The organism is Gordonia sp. DT101 (genome assembly GCF_049844895.1).
Taxonomy (GTDB): Bacteria; Actinomycetota; Actinomycetes; order Mycobacteriales; family Mycobacteriaceae; genus Gordonia.
In genome coordinates, this window is the sequence record NZ_JBNCLX010000006.1 from 231,500 (window position 1) to 249,089 (window position 17,590).

Sequence of the window (17,590 nt, forward strand, 5' to 3'; positions counted from 1 at the left end):
GATTCGGGACGATCAGGCGTTGGCCTCGGCGGCCTCCGGCGCACTCTCGGCGGCGGCGTCGTCGTCGACCGGCACCAGGCTGATCTTGCCGCGCTCATCGATGTCGGCGATCTCCACGCGGAGCTTGGAGCCGACGTTCACGACGTCCTCGACCTTGTTGATCCGCTTGCCCTTGCCGAGCTTCGAGATGTGCACGAGGCCATCCCGTCCCGGGAGGAGCGACACGAACGCGCCGAAGGCGGTGGTCTTCACCACGGTGCCGAGGAAGCGCTCGCCTACCTTCGGCAGCTGCGGGTTGGCGATCGCGTTGACTCGATCGATCGCGGCCTGCGCCTTCTCACCGTCGGATGCGCCGATGAACACGGTGCCGTCATCCTCGATGGAGATGTTGGCCCCGGTGTCCTCGGTGATGCCGTTGATCGTCTTGCCCTTGGGGCCGATCAGCTCACCGATCTTGTCCATCGGGATCTTGATGGTGGTGATCCGCGGCGCGTACGGGCTCATCTCGTCCGGCTCGTCGATGGCCTCGGCCATCACGTCCAGGATCGTCAGCCGAGCGTCCTTGGCCTGGCTGAGCGCACCGGCGAGCACCTTCGACGGGATGCCGTCGAGCTTGGTGTCGAGCTGCAGCGCCGTGACGAAGTCCTTCGTGCCGGCGACCTTGAAGTCCATGTCACCGAAGGCATCCTCGGCGCCGAGGATGTCGGTGAGCGCCACATAACGGGTCTCCCCGTCGACGGTGTCCGACACCAGACCCATGGCGATACCCGCAACCGGGGCCTTGAGCGGCACACCGGCATTGAGCAACGACATGGTCGACGCACAGACCGATCCCATCGAGGTGGAACCGTTGGAGCTCAACGCCTCCGAGACCTGACGAATGGCGTACGGGAACTCCTCGACGCTCGGCAGCACCGGCATCAGGGCGCGCTCGGCGAGCGCTCCGTGGCCGATCTCGCGGCGCTTGGGCGAACCGACGCGGCCGGTCTCACCGGTCGAGTACGCCGGGAAGTTGTAGTGATGCATATAGCGCTTGGACGTCTCCGGCCCGAGCGAGTCGATCATCTGGGCCATCTTGACCATGTCGAGGGTGGTGACGCCCAGGATCTGGGTCTCGCCACGCTCGAACAGCGCGCTGCCGTGTGCGCGCGGGATGACCGCGACCTCGGCCGAGAGCGACCGGATGTCGGTGATGCCACGACCGTCGATACGGAAGTGATCGGTCAGGATCCGCTGGCGCACGAGCTTCTTGGTGAGCGAGCGGTAGGCACCGCCGATCTCCTTCTCGCGGCCTTCGAACTGTCCCCCGAGCTGGGCGAGGATGTCGGCCTTGAGCTCGTCGGTCTTGTCGTCGCGCTCCTGCTTGCCCGCGATCGTGAGGATCTCGCTCAGACGGTCGGTGGCGGCGGACGCGACGGCGTCGTAGACATCACTCTCGTACGGCGGGAACAGCGGGAACTCGCCGGTCGCCTTCGCGGCGGCGTCGGCGAGCGACTTCTGCGCCTCGCAGAGACGTGCGATGAACGGCTTCGCGGCCTCGAGGCCCTCGGCCACGATCGCCTCGGTCGGCGCCTGCGCACCGCCTGCGATGATCTCGAGAACGTTGTCGGTGGCCTCGGCCTCGACCATCATGATCGCGACATCGGCCGAATCGCCCTCACCGGAGACGATCCGTCCGGCGACAACCATGTTGAACACGGCGCCTTCGAGCTGCTCGACGGTCGGGAACGCGACCCACTGGCCTGCCTTGTTCTCCTCCGTCGGGACGAGGGCGACACGCACGCCACCGACCGGGCCGGAGAACGGCAGTCCGGCGAGCTGGGTGGATGCCGAGGCCGCGTTGATGGCGACGACGTCGTAGAGGTCCTTCGGATCGAGCGACATCACCGTCACGACGACCTGGATCTCGTTGCGCAGGCCGTCGACGAAGGTCGGGCGCAGCGGGCGGTCGATCAGACGACAGGTGAGGATCGCGTCGGTCGACGGGCGGCCTTCACGACGGAAGAACGAGCCGGGGATGCGGCCCGCGGCGTACATGCGCTCCTCGACGTCCACGGTCAGCGGGAAGAAGTCGAAATGCTCCTTCGGCTGTTTGGATGCCGTGGTCGTCGACAGCAGCATGTTCTCGTCGTCGAGGTAGGCGGTGACCGATCCAGCGGCCTGCAGCGCGAGGCGGCCGGTCTCGAATCGGATGGTGCGGGTGCCGAAGCTGCCATTGTCGATCACGGCGGTGGCTTCGGTGATGGCGTCGTCGTAATCGACGTCGGTGTTCACATCGGTCATGTGGATGTAGGAATCCCTTCGTGTCAGCCGCCGCACTTCGGCGGCTGCGTTGTACATGCGGGTCGACACGTCCCTGTGCACACCACTGTGTGCGACGTCTGCGAGTGCAGGTTGCCGGCCCGGAACGGAGCCGTGAGAGAAATGCCGGTCGTGCGGGGGCGCGATCGCGAGATGCGCGCCGCATGGTGGCAGACGGCCTTCGATCGAAGCGGCCGGAACCGCGATGAACCCGGGTTCCGGCGGCCACTACCGAGGACCGATCTGCTCGTTCGTCACGTCCAGCAGGACTTTCACGGCAACGATCAGTGATCAGCCTATCATTGTGGGCTGATCAGCATAAATGCCTCGGCCGTCCCCGTGTGACGGAGACGGCCGAGGCGATGGTGTTCGGGAGGTCGGTCGCTCAGCGACGCAGACCCAGGCGCTCGATCAGCGAGCGGTAACGGTTGATGTCGACCTTCGCGACGTACTTGAGCAGACGACGACGGCGACCCACGAGCAGCAGCAGACCACGACGGCTGTGGTGATCGTGCTTGTGCTCCTTGAGGTGCTCGGTCAGGTCGGTGATGCGCTTGGTCAGCATGGCGACCTGCGCCTCGGGCGAACCGGTGTCGGTCTCGTGCAGCCCGTACTCGGCGAGGATTTCTTTCTTCTGGGTGACAGTCAATGCCATGGAGATACTCCTGAATTCTCAGTCCCGCGCTCGTCTGGAAGCCGCCCGCATCTACCCAGATGCTCCGGCGGATGGCGCGCCACCGCGGACCGCAGCAACGCCAGCGAGCCAATCTACCAGCGCAGACCGTTCCCGCCCAAATCGTCGGCACCTGCCGTCGACGTCACCGTTCGGCCTGGGCCAGCAGCCTCCGCGTCTCGTCGACATCACCGGCGATGGCGGTGATCAGGTCGTCGACCTCCGGGTAGTTCACCATGCCCCGCAGGCGGCCGACGAAGTCCACGGCGACGTGCTGCCCGTAAAGGTCGGCGCTCGCGTCGAGGACAAAGGCCTCGACCGTGCGCGTCCGTCCCGAGAAGGTCGGGTTGGTCCCCACCGAGACCGCGGCCTGGTAGCGCTCCCCCGGTTCGACCTGGCCCACCACCGGCCCGACGCCGAGCACGGTGAACCAGGCGGCGTACACGCCGTCGGCGGGGATGGCGGCATACATCGGCGGCGCCACGTTGGCGGTCGGGAAACCGAGTTCGCGACCGCGGCCGTCCCCGCGGACCACCACACCCTCCACCCGGTGCGGCCGTCCCAGCGCCTCTGCAGCGAGTTCCACGTCGCCGGCCGCCACGCAGGAACGGATGTAGGTCGACGAGAAGGTCACCGCGTGTTCGCCGAACAGCGAGATGCCCTGCACTTCGAAACCGAACTTCTGCCCGAATTCCGTCAGCTTCTCGACATCGCCCGCCGCCTTCTTGCCGAAGGTGAAGTTGTCACCGACAACGACATCTGCGGCATGGAGTGTCTCCACGAGGATGTCGTGGGCGAAGTCCTTGGGTGAGCGGGACGCCAGCTCAGGGGTGAAGGGCATCACACAGAACACGTCGATGCCCAGTTGTTCGGCGAGTTCCGCCCGGCGCGTCAGCGTGGTGAGTTGTGGCGGATGCGATCCCGGCCGGACCACCTCGGCCGGATGGGGATCGAAGGTCATCAGCACGGCCGGTACACCGCGTTCGGCGGCGGCGGCCGTCGCGGCATGGATCAACTGGGCGTGCCCACGGTGGACGCCGTCGAACACACCGATGGTGACCACGCACCGACCCCAGTCCGCGGGGATGTCCTCGAGACCTCGCCAACGCAACACGCGGACAAGCCTACGGCCCGCCCGGCCCGCAAACCACTTCTGGTCGCTGGTGTTGAACAGCGAGTTTCGCAGGGTCCGACGACTGTTGAACAGATCGCCAACGCGCCAACACACCGTCACCTGTCTCGCTCTGGACGAAGGCAGGTCCTAAGCTCGAAGAATGCCCCAGTCCCCCACGGCCCGATCCGGCAGAGCGCCGTCCGGCGCGACCGACGGCGGCGCCGCACTGCCGGTCCCGGAGCGACCCGTCACGGAGCTGTCCACGGTCACCCAGGACTATCTGAAGGTCATCTGGACCATCCAGGAGTGGGCAGAGGTCAAGGTGACCACCAAGATGCTTGCCGAACGCCTCGGCGTGTCGGCATCGACGGCCTCCGAAGCGATCCGCAAGCTCGCCGACCAGGGTCTCGTCTCCCACGAGCGCTACGGTGCGGTGACGCTCACCGACGAGGGACAGACCGCGGCGATCCTGATGGTGCGTCGACACCGGTTGCTGGAGACGTTCCTGGTGCGTGAGCTCGGATACGGCTGGGACGAGGTCCACGACGAGGCCGAGGTCCTCGAACACGCGGTGTCCGATCGTCTGATGTCCCGGCTCGATGCGAAACTCGGTCACCCGAACCGAGATCCGCACGGCGATCCGATCCCGGCTCTCGACGGATCGGTACCCAGCCCGGACGTGAAACTCCTGTCCGAACTCGATGTGGACGAATCCGGGACGGTGGCAAGGATTTCCGACACCGATCCGGACATGCTCCGCTACTTCGACGAGGTCGGAGTGGCGTTGGACTGTGAGGTGACGGTGATCGAGAAGCGTCCGTTCGCGGGCACCATCTCGATCTCGGTGGACGGCAACGACCACATCGACCTCGGCGACGTCGCCGCCCAGGCCATCTTCTTGGTGCCGCTGTCGTGAGCCGCTGACCTTCTGGCTCAGCGCAGGGTCGCCGGCCGGACGACCATCACCGAACTGGCCCGCCGGCCCTTCTCCTGCACGAGCGCGATGGCCTGACCGGACGGGTCGATGACCACGTAGATCTCCTTGCGCCCGACCGGGTCCAGCCACCGACCCTGGCTGATCGACTCCGCTTCGTCTCCGCTGATGTCGCGGTGCGGGAACGACAGTTTCGCCGCCTCGTCGATGGTCAGCGACAACCGTGGCCCCTCGGTCAGAGTGGCGAGCGTGCGCGCGTGTTCGAGCGTGAACGGCCCGACTGCGGTGCGCCGCAACGCCGTCAGGTGTCCCCCGACACCCAGCGCACCGCCCAGGTCCCGGGCCAGCGAACGGATGTAGGTACCGGACGAACAGTCGACCTCGACATCAAGGTCGACGAAACCGGCGTCGGTGCGCCTGGTCTCGAGCACCGCGAAGCGTGACACGGTCACCGGCCGGGCGGCGAGGTCGAACTCGGCGCCGGTCCGGACGAGGCTGTGTGCCCGCTTGCCGTCGACCTTGATCGCGCTGACCTTGGCCGGGATCTGCTCGATGTCGCCGGTCAGCTCGGCCACCCCGGCGGCGATCTGGGCATCGCCTACGTGCGTGGCATCCGCACGGGAGATGATCTCGCCCTCACGGTCGTCGGTGTCGGTGCCGGCACCCAGGCGGATCGTCGCGGTGTACGCCTTGGTGGTCAAGGACAGGAGCCCGAGCAGTTTGGTCGCGCGTTCGACTCCGACCACCAGGACGCCGGTCGCCATCGGGTCGAGCGTGCCCGCATGTCCGACCCGCCTGGTGTCGAACAGCTTCCGGCACTGGGACACGACGTCGTGGCTCGTCATGTCCGCGTCCTTGTCGACGATGACGAGCCCGGCGTTCTCGATGGATGCGTCGGCCATGTCAGACGAGCGCGATCGATGTGGTGATCAGTCCGCGATCGACGAGCCAGCGGCCGGACAGTTCCCGGAGCGGGGCGCCGCCGTCGACGGCCGTGCCGTCGACGAGGATTCGCGAAGTGAAGGTCCCGGCCTGCGCGGATGTCGGTTCGAAGGTGATGTGGGCGTCCTCGAATCCGAGCCAACGCTGCGTGATCGGAAACCACGCCTTGTAGGTTGCCTCCTTGGCGCAGAACAGGAGTCGGTCCCAGTGCAGACCGGCCGGGCGGGTGGCCAGGACGTCGCGCTCCTCGACGATGCTGGTGTGGTCGAGCACGCCGTCGGGAAGCTGTTCGTGCGGCTCGGCGTCGATGCCGAGCGACCGTACCTGCAACGAGTAGGCGACCACCGCGGCGCGGTAGCCGTCGCAGTGCGTGAGACTACCGACCACGCGTTCCGGCCACAGCGGCATTCCGCGCTCGCCCCGCATGATCGGCGTCGGCCCGATCCCCAGCTCGGACATGGCCTGTCGGGCACAGTGTCGAGCGGTGGTGAACTCGCGGCGACGCTTCTCGACGGCTCGTTCGATGAGAGTGCGCTCGGCCGGCATCGGTTCGATACCGGGCGGGTCCTCGAATGCCTCTGCCGACGCCACACCGCTGGGCACCAGCTGTTCGATCAACGCGGCTCCTCGTGATCTGTCCGGCCGCCCGAGCGCACGGCCCGTCGGTCCCTGCGTTCCTGGATTCGCCGGGCGAACTCCTGCGCGCGCTCCTCGTAGTCCGGCGGCAGCTCGAACCGTGCGCCATGTCCCGGCAGGTCGGCCTCGGTGAGTCCCGGGTCCGGGATGATGGCCCGCAGCAACGGATCCGGTAGCCCACGCCGCTTCCACTCGCGCGGGTATCCGACCGACACCTCTTCGAACCGGACACCGTCGTACCAGGTGGTCCGCGGGATGTGCAGGTGCCCGTACACGCAGCATGCCGCGTGATACCGGGTGTGCCAGTCCGCGGTCAGCTCGCTGCCGCACCACAGCGCGAACTCCGGGTACATCAGCACATCGGTGGGTTCGCGCCGCAACGGCCAGTGGTTGATCAGCACTGTCGGCTCGGCCGGGTCGATGGCCTCGAGCCGGTTACGGGTGGCCTCGACGCGGGCCCGCCCCCAGGCATCCCGGGTCGGATAGGGCTCGGGCGACAGCAGGAACTCGTCGGTGGCGACCACGTTGCGTTCGCGGGCCAGCGCGAGTGCGGTGAGTGTCGTCGTCGTGCCCTCCGGCCGGAATGTGTAGTCGTAGAGCAAGAACATCGGCACCACCCGCACCGGCTGCGCCCCGTTGCCCGGGTCGAACAGCGGATAGATGTCCTCAGGGGTGACCACCCCGATGTCGCGGCACGCCTGGACCAGATAGTCATAACGCGCCACCCCGAAGATCTGCAGCGGGTCCTTCGCCGTCGTGTAGAGCTCGTGATTGCCCGGTACCCACACCACCGTGTGGAACCGGGTGCGTAGCCGCCGCAGGGTGTCGATGATGTCGTCGGTGCGCTCGGCCACGTCGCCCGCGACGATCAGCCAGTCGTCGCCGCTCTGCGGCCGCAACTGGTCGACGATGTGCTCGTTGCCCCGATGTGCGACATGGAGATCACTGATTGCCCACAACGTCGCCATGCCCACCAGCCTAACGATGTGCGGTGGCTCACCTCCGAGCGGCCGCTGTCACGACCGACCGGTCAGCGGTAGCCCGGCGCCCCGGGCTGCGCCGACTTCTGGTAGGTCAGGACGCCGTCCGGCTCGGTGACGAACCGGCCGCGGCACTGCCCGTTGATCGCGGCGACGGTGACGTCCCAGAACTTCGGGTCGAACGGCTCGAAGGTGTGCTCGAGACCGAGCTTCGGCAACGACTCGTTCGCCGGGAGCGGAGTGACCCGGCACTGCCCGCCGTCGAGGTGACCGTCGACCCACTCACGGGCGCTGCGCACCCCGTAATACCCGGTCTTGCCCGGGGTGTCGTCTCCCTTGTTCAGCGACTTCATGAAGGACGTACCCGGGCAGACCTCGGGCGCCGCCTTCTGACCACAGGCACCGGGTGAGCCGTATTGGGGCGAGCCGGCCGCCACGTAGGTCGCAACCTTGGCATGCCCGCCCATCTCCTTGAGGTAGTAGCGGGCGCTCACGCCGCCGATACTGTGGCCCACCAGCGCGATGCGATCTGTCGGATGCTCGCGATGGATCCGGTCGACTGCAACACCGATCTTCTTCGCATCGGTCTTCATGTCGAATCCGGGCAGATCGAGCACCGTGGTCGGATACCCGCGGAAGGTCAGGTTGTCGGCCATCGGCACGAACGGGAGCGCGCCCACGTACTGGCCGGGGATGATCAACACTCGCGTCGTCGGGGGCGCGGCGTTCGCCGCGGGCGCGGCGACGATGGAGAGGATCATGGCGAGGACGCCGGTGACGAGGACGACGACAGATCGGATCGACATCAGGTAAGGGTAACCGAACTCGGCCGCAGTCCACCCAGGGCCGACGCGAACCGTCCGACCGGATGACTCAGGCGTCCACCCCGGTGCGGTGCCAGCGACCCGACCGGACCCGGAAGACGACCGCCGCGAGCCGCAGGAGCATGAACACCACGAGCCCGGTCCAGATCCCCGCGAGTCCCCAGTCGAAGGCGAGGGACATCCAGATCAGCGGGAGAAATCCGACGAGGGCGGCGACAAGTGTTGCGGTACGCAGGAACCCGGCATCACCACTGCCGAGGAGAACGCCGTCGAGCGCGAACACAATGCCCGCGATCGGCAGCATCGCGACGAAGAACCACCACGGTACGGCGATTGCGTCGAGGATCTCCGGATCGGAGGTGAACAGACGGGGGATCAGCCCTGCGCCGAGTGCGAACACACCGGCCATCAGACCCGCGGCGAGCAGCGACACCACGGTCACGCGTCGGGCGACGCCGACGGCCGCTCCCACGGCGCCCCCACCGAGCGCGGCACCGACCAGCGCCTGCGCGGCGATCGCCAGGGAGTCGAGGAACAGGGACATGAACTCCCACAGCTGCAGCACCACCTGATGGGCCGCCACGGCCGACACCCCGAAGCGCGCCGCGACGGCGGCCGCGGACAGGAAGCACACCTGGAACGAGAGGCTCCGCAGGACGAGGTCGCGCGCCATCACGAGTTGTGCGCGCATCACCGCCCACTGCGGTGCAAGGCTCGTCACCGCCGATCGGCGTGCCTCCCGAATGACGCGCACCGCGAACAGCAGCCCGGTGATGCCCTGTCCGATCAGGTTGGCCACTGCGCTGCCCGGGAGTCCCAGACGGGGGAACGGGCCGATCCCGTGGGTGAGTCCGACGACGAGGACCGCGGCGACGACGAGGCCCGCGATCACATAGAGAACGGGCCGGCGGGTTTCCTGGACACCGCGCATCCACCCGTTGCCCGCCATCGACAGCAGGATCAGCGGAACACCGAACATCGCGATCCGCAACCATCCGGTCGCGTCGACGACGACCTGCTCCGCCTCCGGAGAACCGCCACCGACGAGCACCCGGAGCACGACCGGGGCCAGCGGATACATGACGGCGACCAGGACCGCACCGACCGAGACCGCGATCCAGCTCGCCTGCACGCCTTCGAACACCGCTCCCGCGCGGTCCCCGGCGCCGAAGCGCCGCGCCGCCCGTGCGGTGGTGCCATACGAGAGGAAGGTGAGTTGCGTGCTGATCACCGAGAGCACGAGTGTCGCGACCCCGAGAGCGGCGAGCTCCCGGCCACCCAGGCGACCCACCACCGCCAGGTCGAGCAGCAGGTAGATGGGTGGCGCGATGAGCACCGCCAGTGCGGAGACCGTCAGAACGGCTATCCGACGCCCGCTCGCGGTTTCTCCGGTGCTCACTCGGCTCAGAGCGACTCCAGCAGATTCGCGACGACCTCGTCGGCGGTTCCCGCATCGCTGTATCCAGATGCGTGACGATGCCCGCCACCACCGTGTGACGCTGCGATCGGCACCAGGTCGACGTGGCGCTTGGAGCGCAACGACACCGTCCAGGTCGCCGGCCCGGTCTCCTTGAACACCGCAGCCACCTCGGCCTCGTTCGCAGTCCGGACGATGTCGACGACGCTCTCCGACTCCTCCCAGCTCATGCCGGAGAGGATGTCGTGCCCGACAATCGCGTAGACCAGTCCCTCACCCTGGCAGGCCTCCGGGACCAGTCGGGCACCGCCGAGCACCGAGGCCACCATCTCGAGCCACCGGAACGGATGGCTGTCGAGCAGGTCGCGACTCCAGGTACGCGCGTCGACTCCGGCGTCGAGCAGGCGTGCGGCGATCCGGAACGATTCGGGACGCGCCCAGCGGAACGAGCCGGTATCGGTCACGAGGCCTGCGTAGAGACACGTCGCGATGTCGTCGTCGATCTCCACGCCCAGGTCGTCGAGCACCGACAACACGAGCACGGCTGTACAGTCCGCGGCCGCATCGATCAGGTCGAGGTCGCCGAATCCCGTGTTGGACGCATGGTGATCGATGGTCATCGACCGCTCGGCGGCGGTGAACACCGCAGCCAACGAATCCAGGCGGCCCAGACTGGCCGCGTCCACCGAGACCACCACGGGATGTCCGACCAGCTCGTGTGCCGCGACCAGCAGGGTGCTGCCGGGCAACCCGGCCAGCGTCGTCGGCAGTGCGACCGTGTCCGGGAAGGCGACCTCCACGTCGACGCCCTGTCGGTCGAGCGCCAATCCGAGCGCCAGACCGCTGCCGATGGTGTCCGCGTCGGGGCGGACATGACAGAGGATGGTCACCGCCGGGACGTCGGTCAGCTCACGGGCCACCGCCGCACTCGTCGAGGCAGTCACTCGACGGAGCCGTCCTTGCTCGTGCCGTTCTCGGTGTCGTCCTCATGGGACCGGTAGGGGTCGACATCGCCTGCCGGAGTTGCCTCCTGCGCCCGTCGCGCCACCATCTCGTCATTGGCACGGGCCCGGGCGACGAGCTCTTCCATGTGCCGGGCGGAGTCCGGAACCGTGTCGAGCACAAACGTGAGCGTCGGCGTGAACCGCACCCCGGTGCCTGCGCCGACCTTGGAGCGCAGGATGCCGGTGGCCTTGGCCAGTCCGGCCGCCGCGGCCTCGTAGTCGGGTTCGGCGTCGATCGACTCACCCATCACGGTGTAGAAGAGCGTTGCATCATGCAGATCGTTGGTGACACGAGCGTCGGTGATCGTCACGTAGGCGAGCCGCGGGTCCTTGATCTCGGTGCCGATCGCCGAGGCGACGATCGACGAGATGCGCTTTGCCATCCGGGCAGCCCTCGCCGAATCAACCATCTTCGATCCTTTCCATCGGGAAAACCACTCCCCTTCCCGTCCGCACTCGATGGCGCGGACGGGAAGGGGAGATCGGCAGACGGCGCGCGGACCTCAGTCGCGCGGCTTCTCCTGTAGTTCGTAACTCTCGATCACGTCGTCGACCTTGATGTCGCTGTAGGTGAGCGTGAGACCACACTCATACCCGTCGCGGACCTCGGTGACATCGTCCTTCTCGCGCTTGAGGGACGCAACGGTGAGGTTCTCGGCGACCACGACGTTGTCGCGCAGCAGCCGTGCCTTCGCGTTGCGGCGGACGATGCCCGATTGCACCAGGCAGCCGGCGATGTTGCCGACCTTCGACGACTTGAAGATCGCGCGGATCTCGGCGCGGCCGAGCTCCACCTCTTCGTAGACCGGCTTGAGCATGCCCTTGAGCGCGCTCTCGATCTCGTCGATCGCCTGGTAGATCACCGAGTAGTACCGGATGTCGACGCCCTCGCGGTTGGCCAGCTCGGTGGCCTTGCCCTCCGCGCGAACGTTGAAGCCGATGATGATCGCGTCCGAGGCCGTCGCCAGGTTGACGTTGGTCTCGGTGACTCCGCCGACACCGCGGTCGATGACCCGGAGTGCCACTTCGTCGCCCATGTCGATACCCAGGAGTGCCTCTTCGAGAGCCTCGACCGTACCGGAGTTGTCGCCCTTGACGATCAGGTTGAGCTGACTGGTCTCCTTGAGAGCCGAATCCAGGTCTTCCAGACTGATCCGCTTACGGCTGCGCGCGGCCAAGGCATTGCGCTTGCGCGCATTGCGACGGTCGGCGATCTGCCGTGCGGTTCGGTCCTCCTCGACGACGAGCAGGTTGTCGCCCGCGCCGGGCACCGAGGTGAACCCGATGACCTGAACAGGTCGCGACGGCAGCGCCTCGGCGACGTCGTTGCCGTGCTCGTCGACCATGCGCCGGACACGTCCGTAGGCGTCACCGGCGACGATCGAGTCGCCGACCTTGAGCGTGCCGCGCTGGACCAGCACGGTTGCCACCGGGCCGCGGCCGCGGTCGAGGTGGGCCTCGATCGCGACACCCTGGGCGTCCATGTCCGGGTTCGCCCGCAGGTCGAGCGAGGCGTCCGCGGTCAGCAGCACGGCTTCGAGCAGTGCGTCGATGTTCTCGCCCTGCTTCGCCGAGATGTCGACGAACATGCTCTCGCCGCCGTACTCCTCGGGGATCAGCCCGTATTCGGTGAGCTGTCCGCGGATCTTCTGCGGATCGGCGCCTTCCTTGTCGATCTTGTTGACCGCCACCACGATCGGCACGTCAGCGGCCTGCGCGTGGTTGACGGCCTCGACGGTCTGCGGCATGACGCCGTCGTCGGCCGCGACCACCAGGATCGCGATGTCGGTGGCCTTCGCGCCGCGGGCACGCATGGCCGTGAAGGCCTCGTGACCCGGGGTGTCGATGAAGGTGACCAGACGATCGTCGCCGTTGAGGTGAGTGTTGACCTGGTACGCACCGATGTGCTGGGTGATGCCGCCGGCCTCGCCCTCACGGACATTGGCCTTACGGATGGTGTCCAGCAGGCGGGTCTTACCGTGATCGACGTGACCCATGACGGTCACCACCGGCGGACGCTGTTCGAGATCCTCGTCGTCGCCCTCGTCCTCGCCGTAAGTGAGGTCGAAGCTCTGCAGGAGCTCACGATCCTCGTCCTCCGGGCTGACGACCTGGACGGTGTAGTTCATCTCGGAACCGAGCAGTTCCAACGTCTCGTCGTTCACCGACTCGGTTGCGGTGACCATCTCGCCGAGGTTGAACAGCGCCTGCACCAACGATGCCGGGTTCGCGTCGATCTTGTCGGCGAAGTCCGACAGCGATGCGCCGCGGGCGAGCCGAATGGTCTCGCCGTTACCACGTGGCAAACGCACGCCGCCGACGGCGGGCGCCTGCATCGAGTCGTATTCCTGACGCTTCTGACGCTTCGACTTGCGTCCCCTGCGCGGTGCACCACCGGGGCGACCGAACGCACCCGCGGCACCGCCGCGGCCACGTCCGCCACCGCCACCGGGACGACCGCGGAAACCACCGGGAGCACCACCTGGTGCGCCGCCCGGGGCACCGCCACCGCCACCGCGGTAGCCTCCGCCACCGCCGCCACGATTGCCGCCGCCCGGTCCGCCACGACCTGGGCGTCCGGCGTCGGGACGGGCCGCACGACTGGGCATTGCACCCGGGTTCGGACGCGGGGGCATGCTGCCCGGGCTCGGACGGGGACCGCCCTGGCCCGGAGCCGGACGGGGACCGCCCTGACCTGCGGGGCCGGGTCGTCCGGTGCTGCCCGGACGACCGCCGCCCGGACGAGGACCGCCTTGTCCGGGACCGGGGCGCGGAGCCTGCGGACGGGGAGCGGGTGCCGGTGCCGACGAGTACGGGTTGTTGCCGACGCGCGGTGCGCGCGGGCCGGGCTTCGGGCCCGGTCGCGGTCCCGGGCGAGCCGGTGCAGCGGCGCCCGAATCCTGGGCGGCCGGCGCCTCGGCGTGGGGAGCCTGCGCGGCCGGGGCCTCCGCAGCCGGGGCCGCAGGCGCCGGGGTCGGTGCAGGTGCCGGGGTCGGCGCGGGTGCCGCCGGGGCCGGCGCCGGAGCGGCGGCCGTCGGGCCGGGTGCGGGTGCACCCGGCTTGGGACCAGGGCGGGCCTGCCCGGGCTTGGCCGCGGCACCGTTGCCACCGGGCTTCGGTGCGCCGTCGGGTTTGGCCGCCGACTTCCGGGCGTCCTTGGATCCTGAGTTCTGGGGGAATGATTCGCGAAGTCGACGAGCCACCGGGGCCTCGACGGTCGACGACGCTGATTTGACGAACTCGCCCTGTTCCTTCAGTCGCTCGAGCACTTGCTTGCTCGTCACGCCGAGTTCTTTGGCCAATTCATGCACGCGGGCCTTGCCTGCCACTGCTCTCCTCACTTGGAGGTCGAGCGGGCTGCCCGCTACGACCTCGGTTTACGTTAGAAACGCGCTCATCGTGGGTACTTCACGGTGTGCTCATGTCTTCTGCTACCTGTTCCGGCCGTTGAGGCCATCTACTTCGGTGATCCCACCGATTGCTTCGGCGAGGTCGTCGGGTGCCACGGTCAGACCGGGCGCCCGAAGTGCCGAGGGAAATGCCTTGCGTCGCACCGCGGCGGACAGACAGTCCCGTCGCGGGTGCAACCAAGCACCCCGTCCCGGCATGGTCTTCGCGAGATCGACCACCGTCACCGGCGGACCGTCACCCCGACGGGCGACAATCCGGACCAGAGCCGTTGCCTCGGCACGTTGCCGACATCCGACACATGTGCGGACAGGCCCGCGGATGGCCGAACCATCTCGCGCGGCCCCGTCCTCGACCGGTGTCGGGAGAGTTCGCTGAACCATCGATCAGTCTAGCGCGCCCCTGCGCATCTCCGGCAACCGGCTGCTCAGTTGGTGTGCGGGACGTCGGAAGAGGGCCCGTCAGCTGCCGGCGGCGCGGGATCGGCATCCGACCGGATGTCGATCCGCCAACCCGTCAGGCGTGCGGCCAGCCGCGCGTTCTGGCCTTCCTTGCCGATGGCCAGCGACAGCTGATAATCCGGCACCACCACCCGGGCCGCCTTGGCCGCGAGGTCGATCACCTCGACCGAGACAACCTTCGCGGGTGAGAGTGCATTCCCGACGAACGCCCCGGGTTCCGTGTCGTAGTCGATGATGTCGATCTTCTCGCCGGCGAGCTCGCTCATCACGTTGCGGACGCGCTGACCCATCGGACCGATGCAGGCACCTTTCGCATTGAGGCCGCTGACCCCGGTGTGCACGGCGATCTTGGAGCGGTGTCCCGCCTCGCGAGCCACCGCGACGATCTCGACCGACCCGTCCTCGATCTCGGGTACCTCGAGCGAGAACAACTTGCGGACGAGGTTCGGGTGGGTGCGCGAGAGGGTGATCTGCGGGCCCCGCGGTCCCCGGGACACCCCGACGACGTAGCACTTGATGCGGTCACCGTGGGTGTAGGTCTCGCCGGGCACCTGCTCGGCGGGCGGGATCACCCCTTCGGCGGTGTTGGCGTCGCTGCCGATGGCCACGACGATCATCCCGCGCGCATTCGCACGGGCGTCCTGCTGGACGACGCCGCCGACGATCTCGCCCTCGTGGGTGACGAAGTCGCCGAAGTTCTTCTCGTTCTCCGCGTCCCGCAGCCGTTGCAGGATGACCTGTCGCGCCGTGGTGGCCGCGATCCGGCCAAATCCCTCCGGGGTGTCGTCCCACTCGTGCACGACCTCGCCGGTGTCGTCGAGTTCCTGCGCCATCACCCGTACCGCACCGGTCTTGCGGTTGACGTCGATCCGGGCGTGCGGCGCAAACCCGTCGGTATGGCGGTACGCGGTCAACAGCGCGGTCTCGATCGCGGTGATGACCGTGTCGATCGAGATACCCTTGTCCGCCTCGATCATGCGGAGCGCGTTGATGTCGATGTTCATGGGGTTGAGCTCCTATTCATTTGTCGCTTCGTATTCATTTGTCCGTTTCGATTGTGCGCAGATCCTGATCGATCGTGGAACCGGGACTCCCGGCGTGTCCGATCAGGCTTCGGACCGTCTGCGGCGGATCTCGTCGGGCTCGAGCCCGCACATCTCTAGTTCGGTGGCGCTCGGCTGCCCGAAATCGACCTGCACGACGGCAGTGGTCACCGAGTCGAGCTCTACCGTCTCGCTGCGGATTCGCCCGCGCTCGTTGACCACGAGCAGTACTCGGCCGTCATCGACCGGACCGGCACGACCGGTGACGCGACGCGGCGATGCGTCCTCGGAGGTGGAGATCTCAACCGCGACCTTCCGACCGCGGGCCCGCTGCCAGTGCCGCGCGGCGGTCAGCGGACGGTCCACGCCCGGCGAGGTGACCTCGAGGGTGTAGACGGCGTCGGCGGTCGACGGTGCGTCGTCGAGGAGGTCGGAGAGTTCGCGACTCAGGTCGGCGAGGACATCGAGATCACTGCCGCCGTCGCGGTCGACCACGACCGTGAGCTCGGTGCGGTCGGCGGCCTCGGTGACGACGACGTCCTCGAGATCGAATCCTCGACCGGAGACGACTGGTTCGACGAGTTGGCTCACCTGTTCGGCAGTGATCGGCACGGGCGCTCCTCGTCTTCAGTTGTCCCGACGGCGCTCCCCGGGGCGCCGCTGGGCGGCCACTCGACCGGTGAGACGCAATCATCTTAGTAGATGCGGTTCGGCCGGGGCGCCGACCCCGGACGCGTCGGGCATGGCGCCTGCGCCCGTCCCGGACCTTGCCGCATCAACTGGCATCATGTGTCGCGTGACCTCACCCCTGACGCGCCGTGCGGTTCTGCGCGGTGGCCTCGCCGTCACGGTCGGAACCGTCGCTGCGGCAACGGTGGCGGCCTGCGACAGCGGGCCGTCTCCCGAACAGATCACCGCGGCCGCGCTCGTACCACTCGCCGATGCGGCATTCGCCGATCAGGCCTCGGCGCAGTCACTGGCGCCCAGGACACCGGAGTACGCGAATGCGCTCGGCGTGGTCGCCGAGCAGCGCGGTGAACACGCCAACGCTCTCCGCGAGGAGGTCGCGCGCCTCGACGAGCAGACCGCCGGGCGGATCTCGGTACCGGGCGCAGCGGCGCCGTCGTCGCCGCCGGCATCGGCACCCCCGACCAGTTCGCCGGCACCGACACCGGCACCGACCGCGAGCACCGTCGACGCCCTTCGCGCACAACTCGCGCGGTCGGCGCGGACGGCCGGCGACGCGAGCGTGAACCTGGGCGGATATTCGGCAGGACTCGCCGGCGCCGTCAGCGCGTCGGTGACCAGCATGGTGGAGGTACAACTCGCATGACGGCGACCACCGATGCCCTGGCCGCGGCCGTCGACGCGGAGAATGCGGCGATCTTCACGTACGGCGTGTCCACGGCCTTCGTGTCCGCGGCCCGGCGCGACACCGTCGCCGAGTACGCCGCGGCCCACCGGGCCCGACGCGACGAACTCGTGGCCGCGCTCAACGCGGCCAAGGCCACGGTCCCGGAGTCGGCCGCCGGCTACACGCTGCCGCTGACCGTCGACGATTCGGTCTCCGCGGTGAAGGCACTCCTCGCCGCCGAGGTGGACTGCACGATCGCGTACCGGGCCCTCCTGGAGCGCGCCGAGAACAGCGCAGTCCGCCGTTTGGGGCTCGATGGGCTCACCGACTCATCGGTACGCGCAGGCACCTGGCGGGTCGCAGTGCGGATCTCGCCGGCGACGGTCGCCTTTCCGGGCCGACCCGGCTGAAGCCCGCCCCGCCCACCGGCAGCAACGCGAATCCCGCCGACAGCAACCGTCATCGCGTCGACAGCACCGCTCAGCGGAAGCGGAACCCG

17 protein-coding genes are annotated in these 17,590 nt (G+C 68.2%); 3 read left to right on the plus strand and 14 right to left on the minus strand.

Annotated elements, in window-relative coordinates:
- Nucleotides 1-12: 12 nt before the first annotated feature.
- From ACLQ3I_RS20430 to ACLQ3I_RS20440, 3 genes are all read right to left on the minus strand, one after another.
- Nucleotides 13-2,283 carry a polyribonucleotide nucleotidyltransferase gene (locus ACLQ3I_RS20430; RefSeq protein WP_425804451.1) on the minus strand — a complete coding sequence of 757 codons (2,271 nt, stop codon included), beginning with the start codon at nucleotides 2,281-2,283 and terminating at the stop codon, nucleotides 13-15.
- A 403-nt stretch (nucleotides 2,284-2,686) separates the two neighbouring features.
- Nucleotides 2,687-2,956 carry a 30S ribosomal protein S15 gene (gene rpsO, locus ACLQ3I_RS20435; protein ID WP_267628575.1) on the minus strand — a complete coding sequence of 90 codons (270 nt, stop codon included), beginning with the start codon at nucleotides 2,954-2,956 and terminating at the stop codon, nucleotides 2,687-2,689.
- Nucleotides 2,957-3,119: 163 nt separating this feature from the next.
- Complete coding sequence (locus ACLQ3I_RS20440) at nucleotides 3,120-4,088, minus strand: bifunctional riboflavin kinase/FAD synthetase (protein WP_425804291.1); 969 nt, start codon at nucleotides 4,086-4,088, stop codon at nucleotides 3,120-3,122.
- A gap of 160 nt (nucleotides 4,089-4,248) precedes the next feature.
- Here ACLQ3I_RS20440 and ACLQ3I_RS20445 point away from each other — a divergent pair, with 160 nt between their 5' ends.
- The gene (locus tag ACLQ3I_RS20445) at nucleotides 4,249-5,004 is read left to right on the plus strand and encodes a metal-dependent transcriptional regulator (protein ID WP_425804294.1); all 756 of its coding nucleotides are present in this window, start codon (nucleotides 4,249-4,251) and stop codon (nucleotides 5,002-5,004) included.
- Between the two features lie 17 nt (nucleotides 5,005-5,021).
- Here the strand turns inward: ACLQ3I_RS20445 and truB are convergent, their stop codons facing one another.
- From truB to rimP, 11 genes are all read right to left on the minus strand, one after another.
- Nucleotides 5,022-5,924, minus strand: coding sequence for a tRNA pseudouridine(55) synthase TruB (truB, locus tag ACLQ3I_RS20450; protein ID WP_425804296.1), 903 nt, complete (start codon nucleotides 5,922-5,924; stop codon nucleotides 5,022-5,024).
- 1 nt (nucleotide 5,925) lies between these two features.
- Nucleotides 5,926-6,582 carry a 4'-phosphopantetheinyl transferase family protein gene (locus tag ACLQ3I_RS20455; RefSeq protein WP_425793741.1) on the minus strand — a complete coding sequence of 219 codons (657 nt, stop codon included), beginning with the start codon at nucleotides 6,580-6,582 and terminating at the stop codon, nucleotides 5,926-5,928.
- Nucleotides 6,579-7,568, minus strand: a complete 990-nt coding sequence (locus ACLQ3I_RS20460; protein WP_425804298.1) for a metallophosphoesterase family protein — start codon at nucleotides 7,566-7,568, stop codon at nucleotides 6,579-6,581. The genes ACLQ3I_RS20455 and ACLQ3I_RS20460 overlap by 4 nt, the downstream gene beginning before the upstream one ends.
- Before the next feature lie 62 nt (nucleotides 7,569-7,630).
- Nucleotides 7,631-8,386 carry an esterase/lipase family protein gene (locus ACLQ3I_RS20465; protein ID WP_425793738.1) on the minus strand — a complete coding sequence of 252 codons (756 nt, stop codon included), beginning with the start codon at nucleotides 8,384-8,386 and terminating at the stop codon, nucleotides 7,631-7,633.
- 67 nt (nucleotides 8,387-8,453) lie between these two features.
- A complete protein-coding gene (locus ACLQ3I_RS20470) occupies nucleotides 8,454-9,803 on the minus strand; it encodes an MATE family efflux transporter (protein WP_425793737.1) in 1,350 nt (449 codons plus the stop codon).
- A gap of 5 nt (nucleotides 9,804-9,808) precedes the next feature.
- The gene (locus ACLQ3I_RS20475) at nucleotides 9,809-10,765 is read right to left on the minus strand and encodes a DHH family phosphoesterase (protein WP_425793736.1); all 957 of its coding nucleotides are present in this window, start codon (nucleotides 10,763-10,765) and stop codon (nucleotides 9,809-9,811) included.
- The gene (rbfA, locus tag ACLQ3I_RS20480) at nucleotides 10,762-11,235 is read right to left on the minus strand and encodes a 30S ribosome-binding factor RbfA (RefSeq protein ID WP_425793735.1); all 474 of its coding nucleotides are present in this window, start codon (nucleotides 11,233-11,235) and stop codon (nucleotides 10,762-10,764) included. Before rbfA ends, ACLQ3I_RS20475 begins: the two co-directional genes overlap by 4 nt.
- Nucleotides 11,236-11,328: 93 nt before the next feature.
- Nucleotides 11,329-14,154, minus strand: a complete 2,826-nt coding sequence (gene infB / locus ACLQ3I_RS20485; protein ID WP_425793733.1) for a translation initiation factor IF-2 — start codon at nucleotides 14,152-14,154, stop codon at nucleotides 11,329-11,331.
- A gap of 102 nt (nucleotides 14,155-14,256) precedes the next feature.
- Entirely contained in the window at nucleotides 14,257-14,616 is a 360-nt protein-coding gene (locus tag ACLQ3I_RS20490; protein WP_425793731.1) for a YlxR family protein, read from the minus strand.
- A gap of 44 nt (nucleotides 14,617-14,660) precedes the next feature.
- Nucleotides 14,661-15,698 carry a transcription termination factor NusA gene (gene nusA, locus ACLQ3I_RS20495; protein ID WP_425793730.1) on the minus strand — a complete coding sequence of 346 codons (1,038 nt, stop codon included), beginning with the start codon at nucleotides 15,696-15,698 and terminating at the stop codon, nucleotides 14,661-14,663.
- Between the two features lie 102 nt (nucleotides 15,699-15,800).
- The gene (gene rimP, locus ACLQ3I_RS20500; RefSeq protein WP_425804301.1) at nucleotides 15,801-16,349 is read right to left on the minus strand and encodes a ribosome maturation factor RimP; all 549 of its coding nucleotides are present in this window, start codon (nucleotides 16,347-16,349) and stop codon (nucleotides 15,801-15,803) included.
- A gap of 175 nt (nucleotides 16,350-16,524) precedes the next feature.
- Between rimP and ACLQ3I_RS20505 the strand changes: the two genes are divergently transcribed.
- Both ACLQ3I_RS20505 and ACLQ3I_RS20510 read left to right on the plus strand, forming a co-directional pair.
- Nucleotides 16,525-17,070: a hypothetical protein gene (locus ACLQ3I_RS20505; protein WP_425804304.1), complete on the plus strand. Its 546-nt coding sequence runs from the start codon at nucleotides 16,525-16,527 to the stop codon at nucleotides 17,068-17,070.
- Nucleotides 17,067-17,501 (plus strand): ferritin-like domain-containing protein, encoded by a 435-nt coding sequence (locus ACLQ3I_RS20510; protein ID WP_425804306.1) that lies wholly within the window; start codon nucleotides 17,067-17,069, stop codon nucleotides 17,499-17,501. The genes ACLQ3I_RS20505 and ACLQ3I_RS20510 overlap by 4 nt, the downstream gene beginning before the upstream one ends.
- The last annotated feature ends 89 nt before the right edge of the window (nucleotides 17,502-17,590 follow it).